Origin of the sequence: Anaerovibrio sp., assembly GCF_024697385.1 — a bacterium.
Classification (GTDB): Bacteria; Bacillota; Negativicutes; order Selenomonadales; family Selenomonadaceae; genus Anaerovibrio.
The window spans coordinates 1-20,576 of sequence record NZ_JAILFV010000113.1 but is presented as its reverse complement, the minus strand read 5'-3'; the positions used below and the strand labels follow the sequence as shown (position 1 = coordinate 20,576).

General features: G+C 42.3%; 12 protein-coding genes. 4 read left to right on the top strand and 8 right to left on the bottom strand.

Annotation, left to right across the window (positions count from 1 at the left end):
* Positions 1–292: 292 nt before the first annotated feature.
* The 4 genes from K6C05_RS06095 to hcp form a co-directional block, all read right to left on the bottom strand.
* Positions 293–2,266, bottom strand: coding sequence for a methyl-accepting chemotaxis protein (locus K6C05_RS06095; RefSeq protein ID WP_296732528.1), 1,974 nt, complete (start codon positions 2,264–2,266; stop codon positions 293–295).
* 290 nt (positions 2,267–2,556) lie between these two features.
* Entirely contained in the window at positions 2,557–3,219 is a 663-nt protein-coding gene (locus tag K6C05_RS06090) for a TrkA family potassium uptake protein (protein WP_296732526.1), read from the bottom strand.
* A 15-nt stretch (positions 3,220–3,234) separates the two neighbouring features.
* Positions 3,235–4,596 carry a potassium transporter TrkG gene (locus K6C05_RS06085; RefSeq protein ID WP_296732524.1) on the bottom strand — a complete coding sequence of 454 codons (1,362 nt, stop codon included), beginning with the start codon at positions 4,594–4,596 and terminating at the stop codon, positions 3,235–3,237.
* Between the two features lie 140 nt (positions 4,597–4,736).
* Positions 4,737–6,335, bottom strand: a complete 1,599-nt coding sequence (hcp, locus tag K6C05_RS06080; RefSeq protein ID WP_296732522.1) for a hydroxylamine reductase — start codon at positions 6,333–6,335, stop codon at positions 4,737–4,739.
* Positions 6,336–6,437: 102 nt separating this feature from the next.
* Between hcp and K6C05_RS06075 the strand changes: the two genes are divergently transcribed.
* Together K6C05_RS06075 and K6C05_RS06070 are read left to right on the top strand one after the other, a co-directional pair.
* Entirely contained in the window at positions 6,438–7,103 is a 666-nt protein-coding gene (locus tag K6C05_RS06075) for a Crp/Fnr family transcriptional regulator (protein ID WP_296732520.1), read from the top strand.
* 90 nt (positions 7,104–7,193) lie between these two features.
* The gene (locus K6C05_RS06070; RefSeq protein ID WP_296732518.1) at positions 7,194–8,501 is read left to right on the top strand and encodes a Na+/H+ antiporter NhaC family protein; all 1,308 of its coding nucleotides are present in this window, start codon (positions 7,194–7,196) and stop codon (positions 8,499–8,501) included.
* 239 nt (positions 8,502–8,740) lie between these two features.
* Here K6C05_RS06070 and K6C05_RS06065 read toward each other — a convergent pair whose 3' ends face one another.
* Positions 8,741–10,867 (bottom strand): M13 family metallopeptidase, encoded by a 2,127-nt coding sequence (locus tag K6C05_RS06065; RefSeq protein ID WP_296732515.1) that lies wholly within the window; start codon positions 10,865–10,867, stop codon positions 8,741–8,743.
* A 332-nt stretch (positions 10,868–11,199) separates the two neighbouring features.
* On the opposite strand from K6C05_RS06065, the gene K6C05_RS06060 reads away from it, so the two are divergent.
* Positions 11,200–12,090 carry a DMT family transporter gene (locus K6C05_RS06060; RefSeq protein WP_296732514.1) on the top strand — a complete coding sequence of 297 codons (891 nt, stop codon included), beginning with the start codon at positions 11,200–11,202 and terminating at the stop codon, positions 12,088–12,090.
* 42 nt (positions 12,091–12,132) lie between these two features.
* Here the strand turns inward: K6C05_RS06060 and K6C05_RS06055 are convergent, their stop codons facing one another.
* On the bottom strand, positions 12,133–13,641 hold the full coding sequence (locus K6C05_RS06055; RefSeq protein WP_296732512.1) for a methyl-accepting chemotaxis protein: 1,509 nt from the start codon (positions 13,639–13,641) through the stop codon (positions 12,133–12,135).
* A 642-nt stretch (positions 13,642–14,283) separates the two neighbouring features.
* Between K6C05_RS06055 and K6C05_RS06050 the strand changes: the two genes are divergently transcribed.
* Positions 14,284–14,637 (top strand): Hpt domain-containing protein, encoded by a 354-nt coding sequence (locus K6C05_RS06050; protein WP_296732510.1) that lies wholly within the window; start codon positions 14,284–14,286, stop codon positions 14,635–14,637.
* Between the two features lie 152 nt (positions 14,638–14,789).
* On the opposite strand, the gene K6C05_RS06045 is transcribed toward K6C05_RS06050, so the two are convergent.
* Positions 14,790–16,769 carry an ATP-binding protein gene (locus K6C05_RS06045; protein ID WP_296732505.1) on the bottom strand — a complete coding sequence of 660 codons (1,980 nt, stop codon included), beginning with the start codon at positions 16,767–16,769 and terminating at the stop codon, positions 14,790–14,792.
* A gap of 173 nt (positions 16,770–16,942) precedes the next feature.
* Entirely contained in the window at positions 16,943–20,299 is a 3,357-nt protein-coding gene (locus K6C05_RS06040; RefSeq protein WP_296732503.1) for a transporter substrate-binding domain-containing protein, read from the bottom strand.
* Positions 20,300–20,576: the final 277 nt, after the last annotated feature.

The following is a 20,576-nucleotide window of genomic DNA, read 5'->3' as shown; positions in this document are numbered from 1 at the left end:
TTTTTTCCTGCCAATAAAACATAAAATATATTTTCTATTCATTATAACGCCATTGTTCAAATTTTTCTTCCCCAAGAAGAAAAATCTTCCAATTAGCGTTTCAACGAGCTGGGAGATATGCTCGCCAGCTGTTGTAGTTTGTTTTCCCCACCTAAAGAGGAAGGGGACATCTTAAAGCTCGTTATATGAGTATTTTTGTAAAGTATTACAAAAAAATAAAGAACCATGACAATTTCTAAAATTTGTCATGGTTCTCATAATTTTAAAATATACTATTTACCGGTAATCTGAATCAAACCTTAAATTCCCCAACAATACCATTCATATCTGTTGCCATTTCAGCCAGTGCATGGGATGCAGCGGCAATTTCCTGATTGGAGGCCGACTGCTGCTGGGTAGTTCCGGCTATCATGGTCATATGCTCAGCAGTTTCCTTGCTGACAGTATCAATTGCATCAACTGCACTGACAATCCGTCCTGCACCTTCAGATACCGTTTTAACAGAATGATTGATCTCATCCATTTGATCACCGATACTATTTACCTTATTTAAGATATCGTTGAACTGTTCACCAACATCACGGATAGCCTTGGTACCCTGTTCGACCTCTTTGGTACCTTGCTCCATGGATTCTACTGCACGGTCGGTATTTTCCTGGATAGAAGAAATTCTGTTCTTAATCTGCTCAGCGGACTCCTTGGATTCAGTAGCCAGCTTGCGGACCTCCTCAGCTACAACGGCAAAGCCACGCCCCTGTTCACCGGCACGAGCTGCCTCAATAGCTGCATTGAGGGACAGCAAATTGGTCTGCTCTGCGATGGAGGAAATAGCCTCAACGATCTGACCGATCTGCTTGGAGTTCTCACCCAGGGTCCTTACTACTTCAGCAGACTGGCTTACGCTGTTTTCTATCAACCCCATTTTTGTTATGGCATTTTTCATCAGCTCAGAACCTTCACGGGCTGCCTCAGCAGTTGCCCTGGAAGCATCAGAAGCTTCATTGGCCTTCTTGGTCATGATTTCAATATCATTATAAACAACATCGACGCTCTCTTTAGCTGCATTTACATCAGAAATCTGACGCTCCATATTGCCACTAACCTGAGATACGGTTTCAGCTACATGTACCGAAGCCTCTGCTCCCTGCTGGGTATTGGCAGTTAGCTCCTCGGAGGATGCCGCTACCTGTTCTGCTGTCTGGGACATGGACTTTATCAGCTTGGTAATATTCCCCCGCATCTTGTTAAAGGCATCTACCAGCTGACCAATTTCGTCATTGTAAACCTTTTGAACATCCTGTACTCTGAGATTACCACGGGCAAGCTCCTCAGCATGCTCTTCCAGCGCAATGATCGGGCCGGTAATCTGCCCGGCAACCCACAGGCACATGGCCACAACGATGATAAAGCCAATTAAGGTAACAATGCCATATATAAGCTGCAGGTGTCTTACAGTAGAAAATACATATTCATATGGTACTGACAGGCCAAAAATCCATCCAGTGGTTGGCATCTTGCTATATCCAAAAATCTGCTTACCTTCATCATTTTCATAGAAAAAATAACCACTGTCATTATTCAGCATTTCATCAAAATGTTCCCCTATACCCTTTTTCTGACGAATATCGGTCATTATATCTTCTTTTTTGGATGTGCCCATTATAGAGCCCTTGGCATCAATAACAATACCTTCGCCAACTTCACCACGATACTTGGCAGCCTTGGCCTGGTCACTCACAACATCCAGGGCTACATCCGCACATACAGCACCATCAAAATTACCATTTATATAGTAAGGTGAAGTGACTGAAACAATAAGCTTTCCGGTAATCTTATCAACATATGGATCTGTGAATATTGTCTTGCCGGCTTTTTTGACATCCTTATACCAAGGCCGTTCCTTTGGAATAAATTTACCGGTTATATTTCCTGCATTATACCCAATAAAAACATCACTCTCACGGCCTACACCCAAATCGAGAATTTCCTTGTCAGAGGAAATCAAAGATAATGAATTTCTATCTTCTATCCTGGTGATGTCACCATTATATGATGTAAGCAAATTTGCAGCATATGTAGCAACTGCCCCTTTTTCCCTGCACCATCCATCCAGTACCAAAGCATCACCGTGGACAACCTCTACCAATTCGCTCTCAACACTTTCCTCAAGATTTGAGTCAGCTGTCACATAGCCTATGGCCGAAATAATCAGCATCAGTACGCCTATGGCAACTGCAAACAATTGAAACTTTCTTTTGATACTCATAAGTCTTGCTCCCTCCTGTATTATTTTTAACACCATAATTCAAATTCCCTGAAAGAATTAGTTTTTAGGTGTTAAATAAAGTTAACTATAAGTCCCTTTATTTCAGAAAATATTTTCGACAATGTTTTTATTTTTTCCTGCAAAAAATATTTAAAAACCACATTTTTTCTTTTGAATAATGGGCAAAAAAACAACCTATATAACAAGGTTAATGTATATTAATTAAATATAGCGGTTTTTTTAGTATAATACATTAAATTATTTTTATAACCTATTGATTATCTTAATAATCAATCAATCAAAATTTTCCCGATTTCTGCAATACTTTGCTTTGTCCCGAATGCCATCATATAATCCCCTGCCCGGAATACCTCACTGGCCTTCGGGTTTATTATATCCTCCTCCCCCCGTTGAATACTGGCAACAAAGATGTTAAACCGGTCCCTGAGATTTGCCTCAATAAGGGATAATCCCACCAGCTCATCGGGAACACGCAGCTTCACAATAGCTGTATCATCAGACACATCAGTATAATCCAGCATTTTATCCGAATAAAGATTATTTGCCAGCCGTCTGGCAATATCCCGCTGGGGATATATTATCTTATCGGCCCCGATTTTTTCCAGTGTCTTTCCGTGCAGTTCATTTGACGCTACCGCCACAATGCTCTTGACACCAAACTCCTTTAAAATAAGAGTACACATTACGCTTCCCTGCAAATCCTCAATGCCAACCACGGCCACATCCACGGTGGCAGCACCTAAATCCTTAAGGGTTTTCTCATCTGAGGCATCTCCGCAAACCACATAGGTGAGATCACCGCTGAGGCTCTGTACTGTTTTTTCATCAGAATCAATGGCAATAACATCACAGCCTAATTCCTCCAGGGTCAATGCCACATATTTGCCAAATTTACCCAGCCCAGCAACAAAATATTGTTTTCTCTTTTTCATATCCTTAATAACTCCTTATCCTATGAACATATCCTCCATTGGATACTTTAGATTCGATGGCTTTTTCTCCAAAAATGACATTATAAATGTAAGAATACCTATCCTGCCTATAAACATGGTAATAATAAGCACCAGCTTGCTGGCAGTGTCCCAATGTGGTGTGATACCAACTCCCAGGCCAACAGTACCAAAGGCAGAAAACAGTTCACACATAATAAAGCCGAAATGATTTTTGCCGGCATCAAAGGTCAAAATGAGGAAAAAGGCCAGTCCCAGCCACAAAAGACATAATATAAAAATACCTGAACTCTTATGTATAATTTCCTCGCTTATCCTCCGCCTGAAAATAACAACATCCTTCTTTCCCCGAAGCAGGGCCACTGCAGCCATAATAATCACTGCAAAGGTAGTCACCTTTATGCCCCCTGCTGTCGAGGCCGGTGCTCCCCCCACAAACATCAGAAACATCATAAAAAGCAGGGTATCCCTGTTTAACAGGGAAATATCTATGGTATTAAAGCCTGCTGTTCTAGTGGTGACTGATTGAAACAGCGCCGCCAGGAACTGCTGGGATTCCGGCAAGGAACCCAGGGTAAGGGGATTATAGCTTTCAAAAATCCAGATAATCAAAGCCCCGCCCAAGGACAAAATACAATAGCTTGACAGTACCACCTTGGAATGCAGCCGCAACCGGCTCCAACACCTTTTCTTCAATATATCGCCCTCAACGGCAAACCCCAGCCCCCCCAGAGTAATCAGGATAATGATGCATATATTCACAAAATAATCTCCACGAAAGGCTGTCAGACTCTGAAAGCCACCAAACAGATCAAACCCGGCGTTACAAAAGGCTGACACTGCATGCCAGTATCCGAAATATACACCCTGCAGCCCCAAATTTGCCGAAAAATAAAAATGAACTGCCAAAAGTGTACCAAAAAACATTTCTATGCAAAAAGTATATAGTACCATCCGCTTGGCCAAATCTATCACGCCGGCCGGACCATCAACACTCATGGTTTCCTGCAGCAGCAGCTTTTCCTTCAAACTCATGCTCCGACCCATCCCCATGAGTATCATGGTGGTAAGTGTCATTACACCTACACCACCAATCTGAATCAGAATAATGATTATAAGTTGACCCAAAAGATTGAAATACGTTCCGGTATCAACAACCGCCAGCCCCACAACACAGGTCGCCGAAGTGGCAGTAAACAGGGCATCTGCAAAAGAAAGCCATTCATTGCTGTTATGGGTAATGGGAAGCATCAGCAAAAATGCCCCCAGCAGGATTACTGCAACAAAACTGGCTCCCACCACCATACTGCGGTTTATTTTTAATATGAGCCCTGTAAGATTATGTTTGTGTTTCATCATGATGTATAATACTCTCCAAAAAAATATCCCATGAAATATTCTATTCCATGGGAAAATTTTGATTTCTTCTGCCGGAAATCCACTCGCACTGTATTATATCATTATTATTTTGTTTTTGCCATAAAAGTCTGCTATGATGATTATTCTCCCAAAAGCTGCTTCATATCATCCTCAGGATTTGTAATCGGGGCAATGTCATAATTCTCCACCAGGTATTTTAAGATATTAGGGGAAATAAATGCCGGCAGGGATGGACCGAGCCTGATATTCTTAATCCCTAAGTGCAGCAATGTCAACAAAATACATACAGCCTTCTGTTCATACCATGACAAGACAAATGAAATAGGTAGTTCGTTTACTCCACAATCAAAGGCCTCTGCCAGGGCAGATGCTACCCTGATTGCGCTGTATGCGTCATTACATTGACCCATATCCAGCAAGCGCGGAAAATCGCCAATTTTACCCAAATCAAGGTCATTAAAGCGATATTTACCACAGGCAAGGGTCAAAACCAGGGTATCTGCCGGGGTTTTCCTCACAAATTCTGTATAATAATTGCGACCAGGCTTTGCACCATCACAGCCTGCCACAAGGAAAAAATGTCTGATGGCACCGGATTTTACGGCAGCTACTACTGCATCGGCATTTGACAGTACTGCTTCATGGGCAAATCCCGTAGTCACGGATTTTCCTCCATTTATTCCGGTAAAGGATGTATCCTCATTATACCCGCCTAATTCCAATGCCTTTTCAATGACAGCCGTAAAATCCTTGTTTCCATCTATATGTACGGTATCCGGGAAAGCAACCACCTCAGTGGTGAATACCCTATCCCTATAGCTTGCCTTCGGTGGCATCAGACAGTTGGTTGTATACAAAATTGGAGCCGGAATATTATCAAATTCCCGCTGCTGATTTTGCCAGGCAGTCCCAAAATTTCCCTTCAAGTGGGCATATTTCTTCAATTTTGGATAAGCATGTGCCGGCAGCATTTCACCATGGGTATAAATATTTATTCCTTTTCCTTCTGTCTGCTCCAGCAATAGCTGTAAATCCTTCAGGTCATGACCTGTTACTACGATAAACGGTCCCTTTTCCACTGAAAGGGGCACTTCAACAGGTACAGGATTTCCATAGGTTTCAGTATTAGCCCGATCCAAAAGCTCCATACACCTTAAATTTATTTCTCCCACCTTCAAGACTACTGGCAATAATTCGTCAGCCGTTTCGCAATAACCAAGCTTAAAAAGTGCCTCGACAAAGAAATTATCCACAACATCATCCGCATACCCCAATACATCAGCGTGGTACCCATATGCTGCCATCCCGCGCAGGCCAAATAAAATCAATGATTTTAGGGAGCGGATATCCTCATCGGCCTGCCACAATTCATCCATGCTGTAATCATCTGCATGCAGGGATGTATTCTCACAGTCTGCACAGCAGGAAACCACCTTGCCCTTTTCAATACGGACCTTCTGAATCATACCCTCCAGAGAGACATCATCAAAGCTGACATTTGTAATCGTAGTAAAAAGACCTTCCATAATAATTCTACAAGTATCATGAGACACCACATCGGCTGCGTTCATAGCCCTCGCCAATCCTATCATGGCTCCTGTCAATTCGTCCTGCAATACGGCAGTCTTTGATTTTTTCCCGCAAACGCCCATTTTACCGGTACATCCTACACAACCAGCCGTCTGCTCACATTGAAAACAAAACATTTCCTGCTTCATACCTATACTCTCCTTTTTCACACATTAGATTGTCTTCACAGTTACAATATATTATAATAAATCATACTTGTATGTTGTAATTCAAACAAAAAGGTGATAATTATGGAAAAATACTTACCAATATTAAATGGATGTTCATTTTTCAACGGAATGAGTCAACAGGAGATATTATCTATCCTCGGCTGCGTGAATGCCTACACTGTGAAAAGAGACAAGGATTCCTTTATCTTTCGGTCAGGGGACACCACAGAGGTAATGGGACTGGTACTTGTTGGCTCAGTATTCGTGGTACAGGAGGATGTATGGGGACACAGAAACATCATGACAAAATGCCATCCCGGAGATTTGTTCTGCGAAATATACGCCTCAACCCCAGGCTCTGTTCTCAATGTAAGTGCGATAACAGTTGAAAACAGCACCATCCTCATGATGAATGTAAAACGCCTTTTGGCAACCTGTTCCGTTGCCTGTGAACACCATCAAAAGCTCATTCGAAATCTGGTAGGAGTTCTTGCCGGCAAGGTATTGAAATTCAATGAAAAGATCACCCATATCAGCAAGCGCACCACCAGGGAAAAGCTCTTATCCTATCTATCCAGGGAATCCCAAAGACAGGGAAAGCTCAGCTTTGATATTCCCTTTAATCGGCAGGAACTGGCAGATTATCTTTGCGTTGAGCGTTCTGCCATGTCACTTGAGCTGTCCAAATTAAAAAAAGAAGGACTGCTGGATACTGCCCGCAACCATTTTGTGCTGTCTGCAAAATAGTCCCGTATTTCCATGACAAAAACTCCTAATTGGCATAAAAGGCTATTATCCTGTATAATATTTTGGTAAAACTATTTAGGAGGATTTATTGTGGAAAATAAAAGTAACTTTGCAGCCTTGTTTCCAATAGCTGTGTTTGTATCGCTATATTTGGGGCTCGGCATTACCTTTGAATATGTTATGAAGGTACCTATGGGCTTCTATAATATTTCAGTGGTGGTTATATTTTTGGTCGCCCTTGGTGTGGCCTGTTTTCAGACCAAACTGATATCCATGAATGAAAAATTAAAAATCATGGCCAATAATATGGCTGATCCAAATATCATTACCATGATATTGATTTTTCTGATGGCAGGAGTTTTTGTAGGTGTTTTAGGCCGTAGCAGCGCTGAAAGTGTTGCCTATTTTCTCTTATCATTAATACCTGTTGATTATGCCATTCCCCTGCTTTTTCTGATCAGTGCCTTTGTATCCCTGGCCATGGGAACTTCAGTAGGTACGATAACATTGATTGTACCTATAGCTGTTGCCGTAGCCAACAGCGCCGGTTTTTCCATCCCGCTATGCGTAGGAACAGTAATGGGGGGTGCAATGTTCGGGGACAATCTTTCCTTTATCTCCGATACTACCATTGCTGCCTGTAACGGACAGGGCTGTGCTATGCAGGACAAATTCAAGGCAAATTTTAAAATTGCCATTCCGGCTGCAGTGCTTACCATAATAATTCTGTATTTCATATCTGCCAATCAGGGCAATGGTGTACTGGAAATAAAGGATTATCAGCTGCTTCAGATATTCCCCTATCTCCTGGTTCTGGCCGGGGGGATCATGGGCTTCAATGTATTTCTGGTATTACTGGCAGGTATAATATGCGGCACCGTGCTCATGCTATCCACCGGGCAGATAACCTTCATAGACTATATAATCAATATAGGAAAGGGTACCTCCGGTATGTTTGAAACCTCCATGGTGGCCATACTGGTATCTGCCATATGTGGCCTGATTGCCTACAATGGAGGTTTTAATGCCTTACTTTCACTAATACATAAGGTATTTACAGGGAAAAAGGGCGGCATGATGGGCATAGGCCTGTTGGTCGGACTAATGGATATTGCCACAGCCAATAACACCGTTGCAATAGTAATGTCAAACCCTATAGCAAAACAAATATCTGACAGCTACAAAATCACTGCAAAGGAAACAGCCTCACTGCTGGATACCTTTTCCTGTATTTTTCAGGGAATACTGCCCTATGGTGCTCAAATGCTGGTAGCCCTTTCCATTGCCATGAACCTTGGCTGTGAAATTACGGCTTTTCGTGTACTGCCTTTCCTGCTGTATCCTTATCTGCTGCTTATTAGCTCCATACTGTTTGTGTTCCTGCCAAAAGCTAAATAATTAATATCTGACAAAAAGACCCCCATAAGCCGGACTGCTTAATCCGGCATATGAGGGTCTATTTTTATAACGCCATTGTTCAAATTTTTCTTCTTTAGAAGAAAAATCTTCCAATTAGCGTTTCAACGAGCTGTGAGATATGCTCGCCAGCTGTTGTAGTTTGTTTTCCCCCACCTAAAGAGGAAGGGGACATCTTAAAGCTCGTTATATCCTTTTACCTAAATCATACCTTCCTTGACTTACCAGACCAGAATCCTTTTTTCCGGTGCCAGGTACATTTTATCTCCCGGCTTTATATCAAAGGCCCTGTTAAATTCATCGAACTGCTGAACACAGACATTTACCCGCAAAAATGGCAGCGGATGTGAATCAGACCTCACCTGAAGCTCCCCATACTCCTTTGTATATATACTTCTCCACAGGGAAGAATAATGATTGAAAAACTTTTTGTAATCAAAATCCTTTTTCTTTTTGGCTATTGACAGCATACATTGCATGCCACCAATATCTGCAATGGCTTCGGCCTTATTAATTTCTCCATTACATTTCAGGCCATCGTATATTGTGATTTTGTTAAAGTAATCAATAACCTTCTCTGCTTTTTTATCAAAAGCAGCCTTATCCTCAGGTGTCCACCAATTCACCATGTTGCCCTTTTCATCAAACTGGGCACCATTGGTATCAAATCCATGAGTTATCTCATGTCCTATTATGATTCCAATCCCTCCCAGCTTTTCCTCATAGGAAAAATCCTTCTGGTAGAACACGCCATTCAGGATGCCGGCAGGGATATTGATAGAATTATCCGTCAGCTTATAATTGGCATTGACAACATAGGAAGGCGTCCACTGTGGCTCTACAGGACCGTTCATCACACGCCTTATTTCAGAAATTTCCCATTTCAGCAGTTCCTTGCGTACATCCATGAGGTTGTTGCATTTATTCAGCTTGAGACCGCGCCAGTCCATTGGTTTATCAGGCATACATGCCCGAACAGTTATATTTTCCAGCTTGGTAATGGCTTTTTGCCTTACCGCCTCCGACAAAAAAGTTTCCTGCTGGAGCATCGTCTTGTAATAGCTGCAGATATCACCAATGATTCCTTCAATATCCTTTTTCATGGCATCATTACAGTAATATTCAGCATACAGATTTGATAAAGGGCCAGGAAGAACACTTTTTACATATTCAACTCCACGGACCCAATCCGGCATATTGCCTTTAAAGCCCCGGACTATCATATGATGTTCCATGGCCACATCATTGGCTGCAGCATTTAGTATTTCCATATTTTCCAGCATACGATACACCACCAGGGTGTCCTTCATATCCTGGAGATTCGATTCATTGTAATAAGCAGCAAGGGCTTTTATGTATGCGGGGTTTGATACCAATAAATTCTGGGCCTTATCCAATCCATATTTTTCCAGCAGGGCTACCATAGGATAACGGCCTGACATGGCTTTTAATTCTTCCAGTGTCACCGGATTATTGATAAGTGACATATAATCTGACTTTGATGCCTGTTCACTGGTATGTATGGTACCGGCCAGGGCATATTCCAGCCTATACATCGCTGCAATTTTTTCCTTGATGACAGCTTCATCATAGTTCATCAGCAGCATCATCTTTCGGGCTGCCATATCGTTGGCTTTTTTCACCCGACGCCCCAGTGCTGTCAATTTAGTATATTCAGCAGAATCTCCCAAGGTGAGTCCCATAGGTATAATGTTCAGGGCATATTGGGAGGAATCATTAAAGGATGGCTGTAAATCCGGCTCGGCAAATCCGCTGCCAGGAACATCTTCCCCTATTAGATATCGGTCCATATCTTCCAGTGTTTGAATTGATTCTATGGCATCCACATCAGCCTTTAGCGGTGCCAGCCCCACCTTGTCACGACGGTTCCAGTTTTTTACCATATTATAGACTTTTCTGCAGATATTGATGTCATGGGAAAAGGTCATTCCCTCCTCCAGTATCTTGGCCAGCTTGTAATCCACATCACTGTTCACATCATCAAAAACACTGTACTGGGAGCTTATTCCATAAGAAGCCATATCATTTAGCCAGGTATTGTTGCTGTAGGAATAAAAATTATCCTTTAGGGGGAAGGATTGTACTCCATGCTTTTTGTCTATTACACTTACATCCAGCCAGGGATCGCCACCGGCTGCTGCAGGAGTAGTGACCCCCACATATTTTTGTGGCTCCTCATCAACCTCTGTCTCATCACTGTGCTGCTGTTCAAGAACCACAGGTATATTTTTAATATCCTGTACATGGGCAGCATCGGAACCGGCAGGGAAAAAAATAAAAGCAATGACAGCTGCCAAGAGCAGCCTGAATTTAAGACCATTAAACATAATAAAATACCTCATTAAAAGTCACCGGAATATCCCCAGGAATACTTCAGGATTTCTGATGAACATATTTTCCAAAATACATTAATAATATTAACACATTTGCAAGGTGAAATAATTAATTATTTCAATATACATTTAAGCATCTGCTGATGAAAACAAAATGAATATGGTGCTTTTCCCATAAAGCAAAGTCTGAGATGCACTTCAGTTTGCATCTGATATCGGGTATAATCATGTATGAATGAGTCTCTTGCAGCAGATATTGCCCAGGCAATCAGCCGGCACTTCTGCAAAGTATTCCTTTACATAAAACAAATGGAGCTTTTACATCAATGAAAAACAATACCTTAAAATCTTATTCCATGCTTATAGCAGCCATGCTTATATGGGGCTCGGTGGGAATATTTCGCCGAAATATTCCCGTTTCCTCGGAATTCCTTGCCCTGACCCGTGGTATCCTGGGCACACTATGTATGCTTTTACTTATATATTACAACCGGCATAAAAATATTGAATGGCCATCGCCAATAAATATCATGATTTTAGCCTTTACAGGCATGCTTCTGGGTTTTAACTGGATATTTCTGTTTGAAGCCTTTAATTTTACCACAGTTCCCATTGCCACACTTTGCTATTACATGGAGCCTACCATCGTAATACTTATATCCCCCTTGTTTTTCAAGGATTCTATTACCGTAAAGCATATACTGATTGTATTTCTGACTATTACCGGAATGATTATGATATCCGGATTACCGGACCATTCCCAAATAGGCTACGACAGCTTAAAGGGTGTAGGCTTTGGACTTGCTGCAGCTCTTTTATATGCCTTTACCATCATACTCAATAAAAAGATTGAACAGGTGGATACTTATCAAAAAACCTTTATACAGCTTGCAGGTGCTGCACTGATCATGCTGCCATATACCTTTTTTACCCAGGCTTTTCCGGCTACTGTGCCGGATGAAACCACCCTGTTACTACTGCTTACAGTTGGCCTTGTCCATACCGGACTGGCCTACGCCCTGTATTTTGGCAGCATGAGACAGTTGTCGGCCCGAACAGTAGCCATATGCAGCTACATAGATCCAATAAGTGCACTGTTTCTGTCAGCCATTATCCTTGACGAAGCCTTAAGTCCTTTGGGAATTGTGGGGGCCTTCCTTATTATCGGCACACTTCTGGCAAGCGAAATAATCTCACTGAAAAAAATTGTCCACTAAAATACTCCCCCATGGCAACAGCCTTGGGGGAGTATTTGCATATTATACCTTGAACTGACTTATGGCTTCCTGTAGCACCTCCGCCTGGGCGCTCAGCTGAACAGATGCTGCTGCACTTTCTTCTGCCGTAGCAGAGTTTGTCTGCACCACATTGGACACCTGGTGTACGCCTTGATTAAGCATCTCCAGGGAGTGATTCTGCTTGACAGAGGCAGTGGCTATTTCACTTACCAGGGCTGCCACCTCACCCACGCCATCCTTAATGCTTTTAAGAGCCTCGGAGGTATCCTGGGCCAGCTTTGTCCCCATATTCACCTTGTCTATGGACTCTTCTATAATATCAGTGGTTTCCTTGGCTGCCTTGGCACTCCTTGCAGCCAGATTTCTGACTTCCTCAGCCACCACGGCGAAACCCTTGCCATGCTGTCCTGCCCTGGCAGCCTCCACTGCTGCATTAAGAGCCAGGATATTGGTCTGAAAGGCTATCTCATCAATTACCTTAATGATTTTGGCAATGCTGTTGGAAGAAGCATTAATATCCACCATGGCCTCCAGCATATCATTCATTCTCTGATTACCGGTCTCAGCCTTACTGTTTGCCTCTATTGTCAACTTATTGGCCCGCTCTGCATGATCTGCATTTTGCCCGGTTTGCTTCGTTATTTCTGCAATTGAAGCAGAAAGCTGTTCAACAGAAGCCGCCTGGGTGGTTGCCCCATTGGCCAGCATGTTGCCTGAATCCGAAATATTTTTTGCCCCGGAAGCCACCTGGGATGCCGATATTCCAATACTCTCCAGCAGGCTGTGCATGGTGTTTTTCATCTTATTCGTATTGGCTGCCAGACTGGCCAGCTCATCATTGCCAACAACTGATATATCCCTAATGCAAAGATCCCCGGCCGCCATTCTATCCATGGTGTCAGTTACGGCATATACGGCCTCCATTTTTCGGTTGATAATAAAAACCGATATGCTGCCAACAATTAAAAACAGTATCAGGGCCGCCACCATCATCTTGAAGAGAAACACCCTTTCCATTGCCTTTACAGGTTCACTGGGTGCTCCCACAAAGAGCATTCCTATTTTATTGCCGTCACTGTCTAAAATTGGCATATAACAGGTATAATAGGGTTCCCCCAAAACATTTGCCTGAACATTTGCTGTTTCTCCCTGTCCTACAACAGTGGCAAATATATCCGGATTAGCCTTTGTACCGACTGCCCTATGACCATCCTGCATGACTGTGGTGGAGACCCGTATGTCCTTTTTAAACAAGGTAACCTCTTCATCTCCTGCCAAGACATCTAATTCATCAGAAAGTCCCTCCATCAGAGTATCACCCTTATACAGGCTGCCATCCTTGATCGCCCATTGGCCGGGATACTTGATATCTATCAGCTGTTCCAGTCTTTGGGCAACATCTGATACCTTACCAATATATGCTTCTGAAAAACCGTTGTCTGCATTGATATACGCAATCATCCCCAATAAAATACACGCTATCAGCAGACATCCATCAATAAATAATACCGCCTGTTTTTTTAGACTCATAAAGGATCCTCTTTTCTTTTAAGACAGCGAAAAACAGCATCATGACTTATTAATTGGACACAATCCTGAAAATATATATTGTCATACATCATACTTCTACTGAATTAGATCCGAATTCACCAATAGCTACAGGGGCACTCACACCATGGCGCCGTGGTTTTATTTACCATCGATATCGGACCATATCTTATTAAGTTCTCATTTCTATATCTACTGCCCAATATCCTTTAAAAAGAAGAAAATAAGACTTATGCGCCATAAATTTATATACAAGCTGTTTTATTTTTACAGGCACCTGGCCCAGTCTAAAGGCTGCACATACCTGCCCTGTTACTATCGCTGACAAACATACTGTTTCTGATGAATCCCAATATTTTATTAAAAAGAATAAAAAAATCATGGTAACTTTTTCTCGTGAGATAGGATTTTAGGCCCTGTTTGTTGAATAAGGAAAGCGTAGGAATTTGAAACATATTCTAACGCCATTGTTCAAATTTTTCTTTTAAAAAGAAAAATCTTCCAATCAGCGTTTCAACGAGGTGGGAGATATGCTCACCACCTGTTAAAGCTTGTCCCCCACCTATAGAGGAAGGGGACATCTTACACCGAGTTATTATCCTAATACCACGGGGGTGTTCTATTATGGACGCAAAGACATTTTATACCATGATTGAGGGAAATTATGATTTAATACAAAGTCGTCGTTGGGATATAGACAGGATAAAAAGATTTCTGAAGCTGTTTTTAAACGACGAAAGCTATACTCAGCTGAAAGCTGCCCTTGATGCGGGGGATACCTCCGCTGCATTTGCTGCTGCCCATACCCTTAAGGGTGTTTGTGGCAACATGGCTTTTGCCAAGCTGCAGGAAACTGCATCCATGATGACTGAGGCCCTGCGAAGCAATCAGCTTGAACAGGGCAGGGATATAATGCCCTTATTGACTGCGGAGTATGAACATACCATCAATGCCATCAATCAATTTTTGAATGATTAATTTCATATCATTGGTATATATTCGTTTTATTTGCCCTGTCCGGGCAGAATTTACCAATTAACGGCAATAACAGAAATGGGCTGCCCAGATAATGCCTCAACAAAGCTGTGATCATCAGTCTTGTATTCAGCATTACATGGAGCAACCCATTTTTAATTATGTCTGAAGGATGCCAAGGTTTTCTTGAGCTGTTTAATATCCACCGGTTTGGCCAAATGGCCATTCATCCCGGCTGCAAAGCATTTTTGCACATCATCAGAAAAAGCATTTGCCGTAAGGGCTACAATAGGCAGTGTTTTGGTATCTTCCCGCTTAAAGGCACGAATAACCTTGGTAGCTGCATATCCATCCATAACAGGCATCATCAGGTCCATAAAAATCAAATCATATGTCCCCGGTGCACTGGCAATGATTTTCTGTACAGCCTCCTGCCCATTGCAGGCAATATCATTGGTAACATTAAAGTCCTCCAGAATTTTTTTCAATATCTCCGCATTGATTTCATTATCTTCCACAATCAGTACGTTCATTCCACTGACATCAATATTATCAATATTGATTTCCTTTGGCATATCCTCTGCCACTGCAATGTCGAACGGAATACTTATTTCAAAGGTAGTCCCTGCCCCCTGCTTACTGGTTACATTTATTGAGCCATTCATTTTTTCTACAAGGCGCTTCACGATATACAAGCCAAGACCGGTCCCCTTGTATGTGGTTCTGGCATCTGTATGCTCCTGGGTAAATGGTTCAAACAGCTTTTCCTGGAACTCATAACTCATGCCCATACCGGTATCTGACACCCTAAAATTGTAAATAACCTTTTTTCCTGTACTGGACATCATGCTGACGGCTAACGATATCCGCCCACCTTCCCGGTTGTACTTCACAGCATTGCTTAAAAGGCTCAACAAAATCTGGCGCAGATGTAATGGACTACCATATATATATTGCACAGGAAAACTTCTTTCCGGTGAAAAACCGGAGGTATATACCAGGCCGTACTCTATGGCCCTCGATGAAAAAGCCTCCGCAACCTCACTGATTTCATGGCGCAAATCAAAGGCATCGTGAGCCAAATGCACATTCTCCACATCCAGCTTTACAATTTCCAGGATGTCGCTGATAATGGCCAATAAATGCTTTGCGGAAATCATGACCTTCTTGCGGTTTTCATCAACCAGTTCCCTGTCATCAGCATGAATAGTGCTGATTTCCAAAAGACCGATAATTCCATTGAGGGGGGTGCGTATATCATGGGACATTGTGGCCAAAAAAGAGTTTTTGGTTGCATTGGCTTTTTGTTCATTGGCCAATGCTGCCTTTAGCTGTTCATTTATCCTGTCCTCATTTTTCTTATGCTCTGTAACATCGCCACAATAACCTGATATATAACAGTCCCCTTTTTCATCAGTGTTGATTGAACCGGCAACCCGCAGATTAATTTTTCCCTTTATGGGATGCTTCCAGGTAAGGAGACGGGTTCTCAGCTTGCCATTTAGCATATCAACATAATCGCCCTCTTCAATTTTTGTCTTATCATCCAGAAGACGCTCATGATAAAAAACATACAGCTCTTCCGGAGACATTTCCTTATTTTTTATGCCAAAAATTTCTTCGAGCTTATCATCAATTACCATGGTGTTATGTCCATCAGCACTGATACCGATTTTCCATATACCATAGCCGGCATTGGAAATAATATTTATTTTCTCCTCCAATTGTTTCCTTGCTGCTGCCTCATGGTAGTTTTTATCCTCCCAATATGACAGCTCTGCCCTGTAATTCTTGGCAATCATTCTGCTGTGTTTTTCCTGGATTACAATATATCCTATGGCCAGGCACAAGCCCTCAGCCAACAGTAAGGAAATCACATTGTCTATACCTATCTGTGCCTTATAGGCAATCAGTGGAATCATTAATAAGAGCACAATAAACAGGCATATATCAAAGGATACCCATGTTTTTGCATTCTTGTCTTTTGATTGATTCACGGTCTCCATTATTTTCACTCCATATGATGATACCTTGGCAGCACCAATTGGTGCCGCCAAAACTATTCTGATTTTCTCCTGATATTCTCTATAACGCCATTGTTCAAATTTTTCTTTTAAAAAAGAAAAATCTTCCAATTAGCGTTTCCCCTAAAGGGACTAACTTCGTGTCGCAACGAGGGGGAGATATGCTCACCACCTGTTAAAGTTTGTCCCCCCACCTGTAGAGGAAGGGGACATCTTACAGCGAGTTATAGGTTGATCGGCATATGCCACCAAGCCTTTTCTCTCCCCCATGGGGAAAATTCCCGTCAGTTCATATATTTCTCCAGTGTCGTCAACAGGGTATCTATATTCAGCGGTTTTCCAATATGATCATTCATCCCTGCTTCCTTGGCCATCTTGATATCCTCCACGAAGGTATTGGCAGTCATGGCAATAATAGGGATTGTCTGACTGTCAGCCTTTGAGGAGCTCCTGATTTTTTGCGCAGTTTCATAGCCATTCCAGCCTGGCATCATGATATCCATCAGGATAACATCAAAGGATCCTGCCGGCATTTCCATATATTTATTATAGGCCAGCTGCCCATCCTCAGCTGGAATTACTATAGCCCCCTCATCCTCAAGAAGAGTTTGGGCAATTTCCATATTAAGCTCATTATCCTCTACCAAAAGCAGACGCATCCCCTTAATGGAGCTGGCAGCAGATTCTGCCTTATCATTTTTATAAGAGGCATCATGATTGATTTTAAATGGTATTGATACCACAAAGGTAGTCCCTACACCTACCTCACTTTCCACAGAAATAGTACCCTTCATTTTATCCACCAGGGCCTTAACAATGGCCATTCCCATCCCTGTTCCCTGATATCTGCTTCGGGCATCATTCTTTTCCTGGGTAAACGGTTCATATATATGCTTTAAAAATTCCTTTTTGATACCTATACCTGTGTCCTTGACGATAAAGTCATAGGTAACATTATCTTCATCATGGCTGTTCAGGACCACGGTAAAGCTGATGCTTCCTCCGGGACGGTTATATTTAATACCGTTATTGATCAGGTTCATCAGTATCTGCTTAAAATGAAGCGGACTGCCAAAAACTTCAGGATAATCCAGCTTCATATCCACATCATACTCTGAGGTGATACCATTTTCCTTGGCCCTGATATTGCATATGGTCATTACCTCTGAACAAAGATCATTAATATTGAACGGCTCGTATGCCAGCTCTATGCTGCCATCCTCCAGCTTGCTCATATCCAGAACATCATTTATCAGACCAAGGAGGTGATTAGCTGCAACTCGTGCCTTGTTGCGGTTGGACTTTAAAAGCTCCTTGTCATCACCATGACGATCGCTTATCTCCAGCAGGCCTATAATACCATTTAATGGCGTTCTTATGTCATGGGACATTCTCGACAAGAAGCTGGATTTAGCGGCATTCGCCTTCTCCGCCTTGGCCAGGGCCAACTCCAGTTCCTTGCGCTGCTTTTGTTCCGCCTTGACAACCTCTGTTATATCCTTACAGATATAGACAGCATTCAAATGACTGTTCTCAGGGTTTTCCATGAGAATAATCGTAGCGGTCCATGAATATCCCAACTGATAGGACTGATAACGGATTTCAACTGCCCTCTTCCCCTTGGCAAAGGCATTTTTTAATCCCTCACAGGTCCAGAGTGTTTCCTCAAGGTCTGTCAGTGCCACCAGCCCAAATTTTTCAGATCTGTACTTATTGAAATCATCATACTTCATCGGAAAATTGAGGGTCGCTCCGAAAAGAGGATCATAATCCCCGGCATTATTGAAATTACCGAATATGATTCCCTCGGTGACATCAAATTCGTAGAAGAAGGCACAATCGTGAAGCAGGGCTTCATTGTACTGATTGACCTGCCTCAAGGCTTCAATCAGGCGTTTCTGCCTGTCCTTGGACAATTTATTAAGTTCTGTTATTTCCCTTAGCTGGGCTTCTTTTTCATATGTGAGCTTCTTGTTCTTCTGCAGCTGTATTTCTATTTCTTCCTTGGCCATGGTTATACCCTTGAGGTACATATAAAGCCCAAGAATAATAATGCCAAATATAACCACGCCAAGAACCATTACAACCATTCCATTTTCCCTGATGAAATCCTCAGGGGTGTATTTACTGCCAGCCTGAATATACTTGAAAACATAATCTGACAAAACGGCCTTGTCTGTAAGGGCTATTCCCTTGTTCAGCATAGACATGAGCTCAGTCTGATTCCTTGATACGCCAATGCAATATGACAGATTGATGCCCAAAGGCATGGTCTTGATATTGCGGAAGCGCGGATTATTTAAAATTTCCTTCAGATGGTAAGAGGACATTATGGTACAGGTAGCATTGCCCTGGTTAACAGCCTCCACACAACGATAAGCACTGTCATAATCCACAAATTCACACTCCGGATACAGCTTCGACAGCTTCTTGAATGGCTTATTATACATTGCAATACGATTGAAGGTCTTATCGGAATAATTGCCCTTGTAGGCAACATATACCGGTACATTTAAAAGCTCTGAGGTATTGGACATATATTCCAGGTCATTCTTACTTGCTTCGCTTACCACCGGAAATACCATATCAACATCATTGTTTTTAAGGCCGGCCACCATATTGGCAAAGGAATTATATTCATGATATTCCAGCTGTACCTTGTCGGAAATATGCAGTATCTTCAAGATGCCGGACATAACATCCTTGATAATTCCATCGACCTGGCCATTCCCGGCAGTATCAGAAAATGGCATATAGTTTCCTATGTATCCGACCCGCACAACAGGGTGTTCATCCAGCCACTTCTCCTCCTCATCAGATAATGTACTGTTGATAAGGGTAGCTCCATAGCTGGAATACTGAAGATTCTTCAAAAAGAATGGTTCTGTCTTATTAATGGAAGCCAAGGCAATATTTAAATCAGTCAAAAGGTCAGGACGGCTCTTGGAAACTGCCATGTAAAATGGCTCTTGTCCTACCTGTACCACCGGCGCATATCCGGAATCAATCATGATATTGTTGTCTGTGGCCACAATACCATCTATTTCATTGCGGGCAAATGCCCTATCTCTTTCATCAAAACCAGAATACTCAATAATGGTGAAATCAACGCCATTTTGTGCTGCCCATTGCCTCAGAAATGTGGTCATGCGGTTGTTGACAATACCACCTATGCGTCGTCCCTGTAAGGTGCTTTTGTCATCTTTATCCATCATCTGATTATTTTCATGCTGGAAAAGGTAATAATTTTCCATACCCATCATGTAATCAGGAAAAAGCATCGATTCCTTTCGTTCCTCAGTAATAGAAACGCCTGCCAGGAAATCTATTTCACCTGTGGCCAGCTTGGTCATCAGCTCGCCCCACTCACCGGGAACATATTGATATTCCCATCTGGTATAATTGGCAATCTTCTGCAGATATTCATAAGAATAGCCACTCTTGGTGCCATCCTCACTGTCTTCTTCCTGAAAACCATTGCTGGCATACCACCCCACCCGTACTACCTTTGGGGTGGTGGCAGGTGTCCCGGCGGAATACACTGTAGCCGGATACACAGCAAGAGTAGCAGTAAACAGGCACAATAAACAAACAATACAAGCCTTTATATATTTTGTGTTAGCATGGACAATTTTTATCATGATGGCTCACTCCAAATATATATAGTCAAGAAAACATCTATCAAAAGGACAATTCGACATAAAAAAAAACATATCCTGCTTTTTCCTTAAAATGTGAAAACCCCCATGAATCAAAAATTATGACTCATGGGGGCACTGTTATAACGCCATTGTTCAAATTTTTCTTTTAAAAAGAAAAATCTTCCAATTAGCGTTTCAACGAGGTGGGAGATATGCTCACCACCTGTTAAAGCTTGTCCCCCCACCTATAGAGGAAGGGGACATCTTACACCGAGTT

Excerpts from the sequence above, each read along its gene's own strand:
- K6C05_RS06095 (WP_296732528.1), bottom strand. The coding sequence starts at position 2,266 with ATGAGTATCAAAAGAAAGTTTCAATTGTTTGCAGTTGCCATAGGCGTA.
- K6C05_RS06090 (WP_296732526.1), bottom strand. The coding sequence starts at position 3,219 with ATGAAAAAGAGAAAACAATATTTTGTTGCTGGGCTGGGTAAATTTGGC.
- K6C05_RS06085 (WP_296732524.1), bottom strand. The coding sequence starts at position 4,596 with ATGATGAAACACAAACATAATCTTACAGGGCTCATATTAAAAATAAAC.
- hcp (WP_296732522.1), bottom strand. The coding sequence starts at position 6,335 with ATGAAGCAGGAAATGTTTTGTTTTCAATGTGAGCAGACGGCTGGTTGT.
- K6C05_RS06075 (WP_296732520.1), top strand. The coding sequence starts at position 6,438 with ATGGAAAAATACTTACCAATATTAAATGGATGTTCATTTTTCAACGGA.
- K6C05_RS06065 (WP_296732515.1), bottom strand. The coding sequence starts at position 10,867 with ATGTTTAATGGTCTTAAATTCAGGCTGCTCTTGGCAGCTGTCATTGCT.
- K6C05_RS06060 (WP_296732514.1), top strand. The coding sequence starts at position 11,200 with ATGAAAAACAATACCTTAAAATCTTATTCCATGCTTATAGCAGCCATG.
- K6C05_RS06055 (WP_296732512.1), bottom strand. The coding sequence starts at position 13,641 with ATGAGTCTAAAAAAACAGGCGGTATTATTTATTGATGGATGTCTGCTG.
- K6C05_RS06050 (WP_296732510.1), top strand. The coding sequence starts at position 14,284 with ATGGACGCAAAGACATTTTATACCATGATTGAGGGAAATTATGATTTA.
- K6C05_RS06040 (WP_296732503.1), bottom strand. The coding sequence starts at position 20,299 with ATGATAAAAATTGTCCATGCTAACACAAAATATATAAAGGCTTGTATT.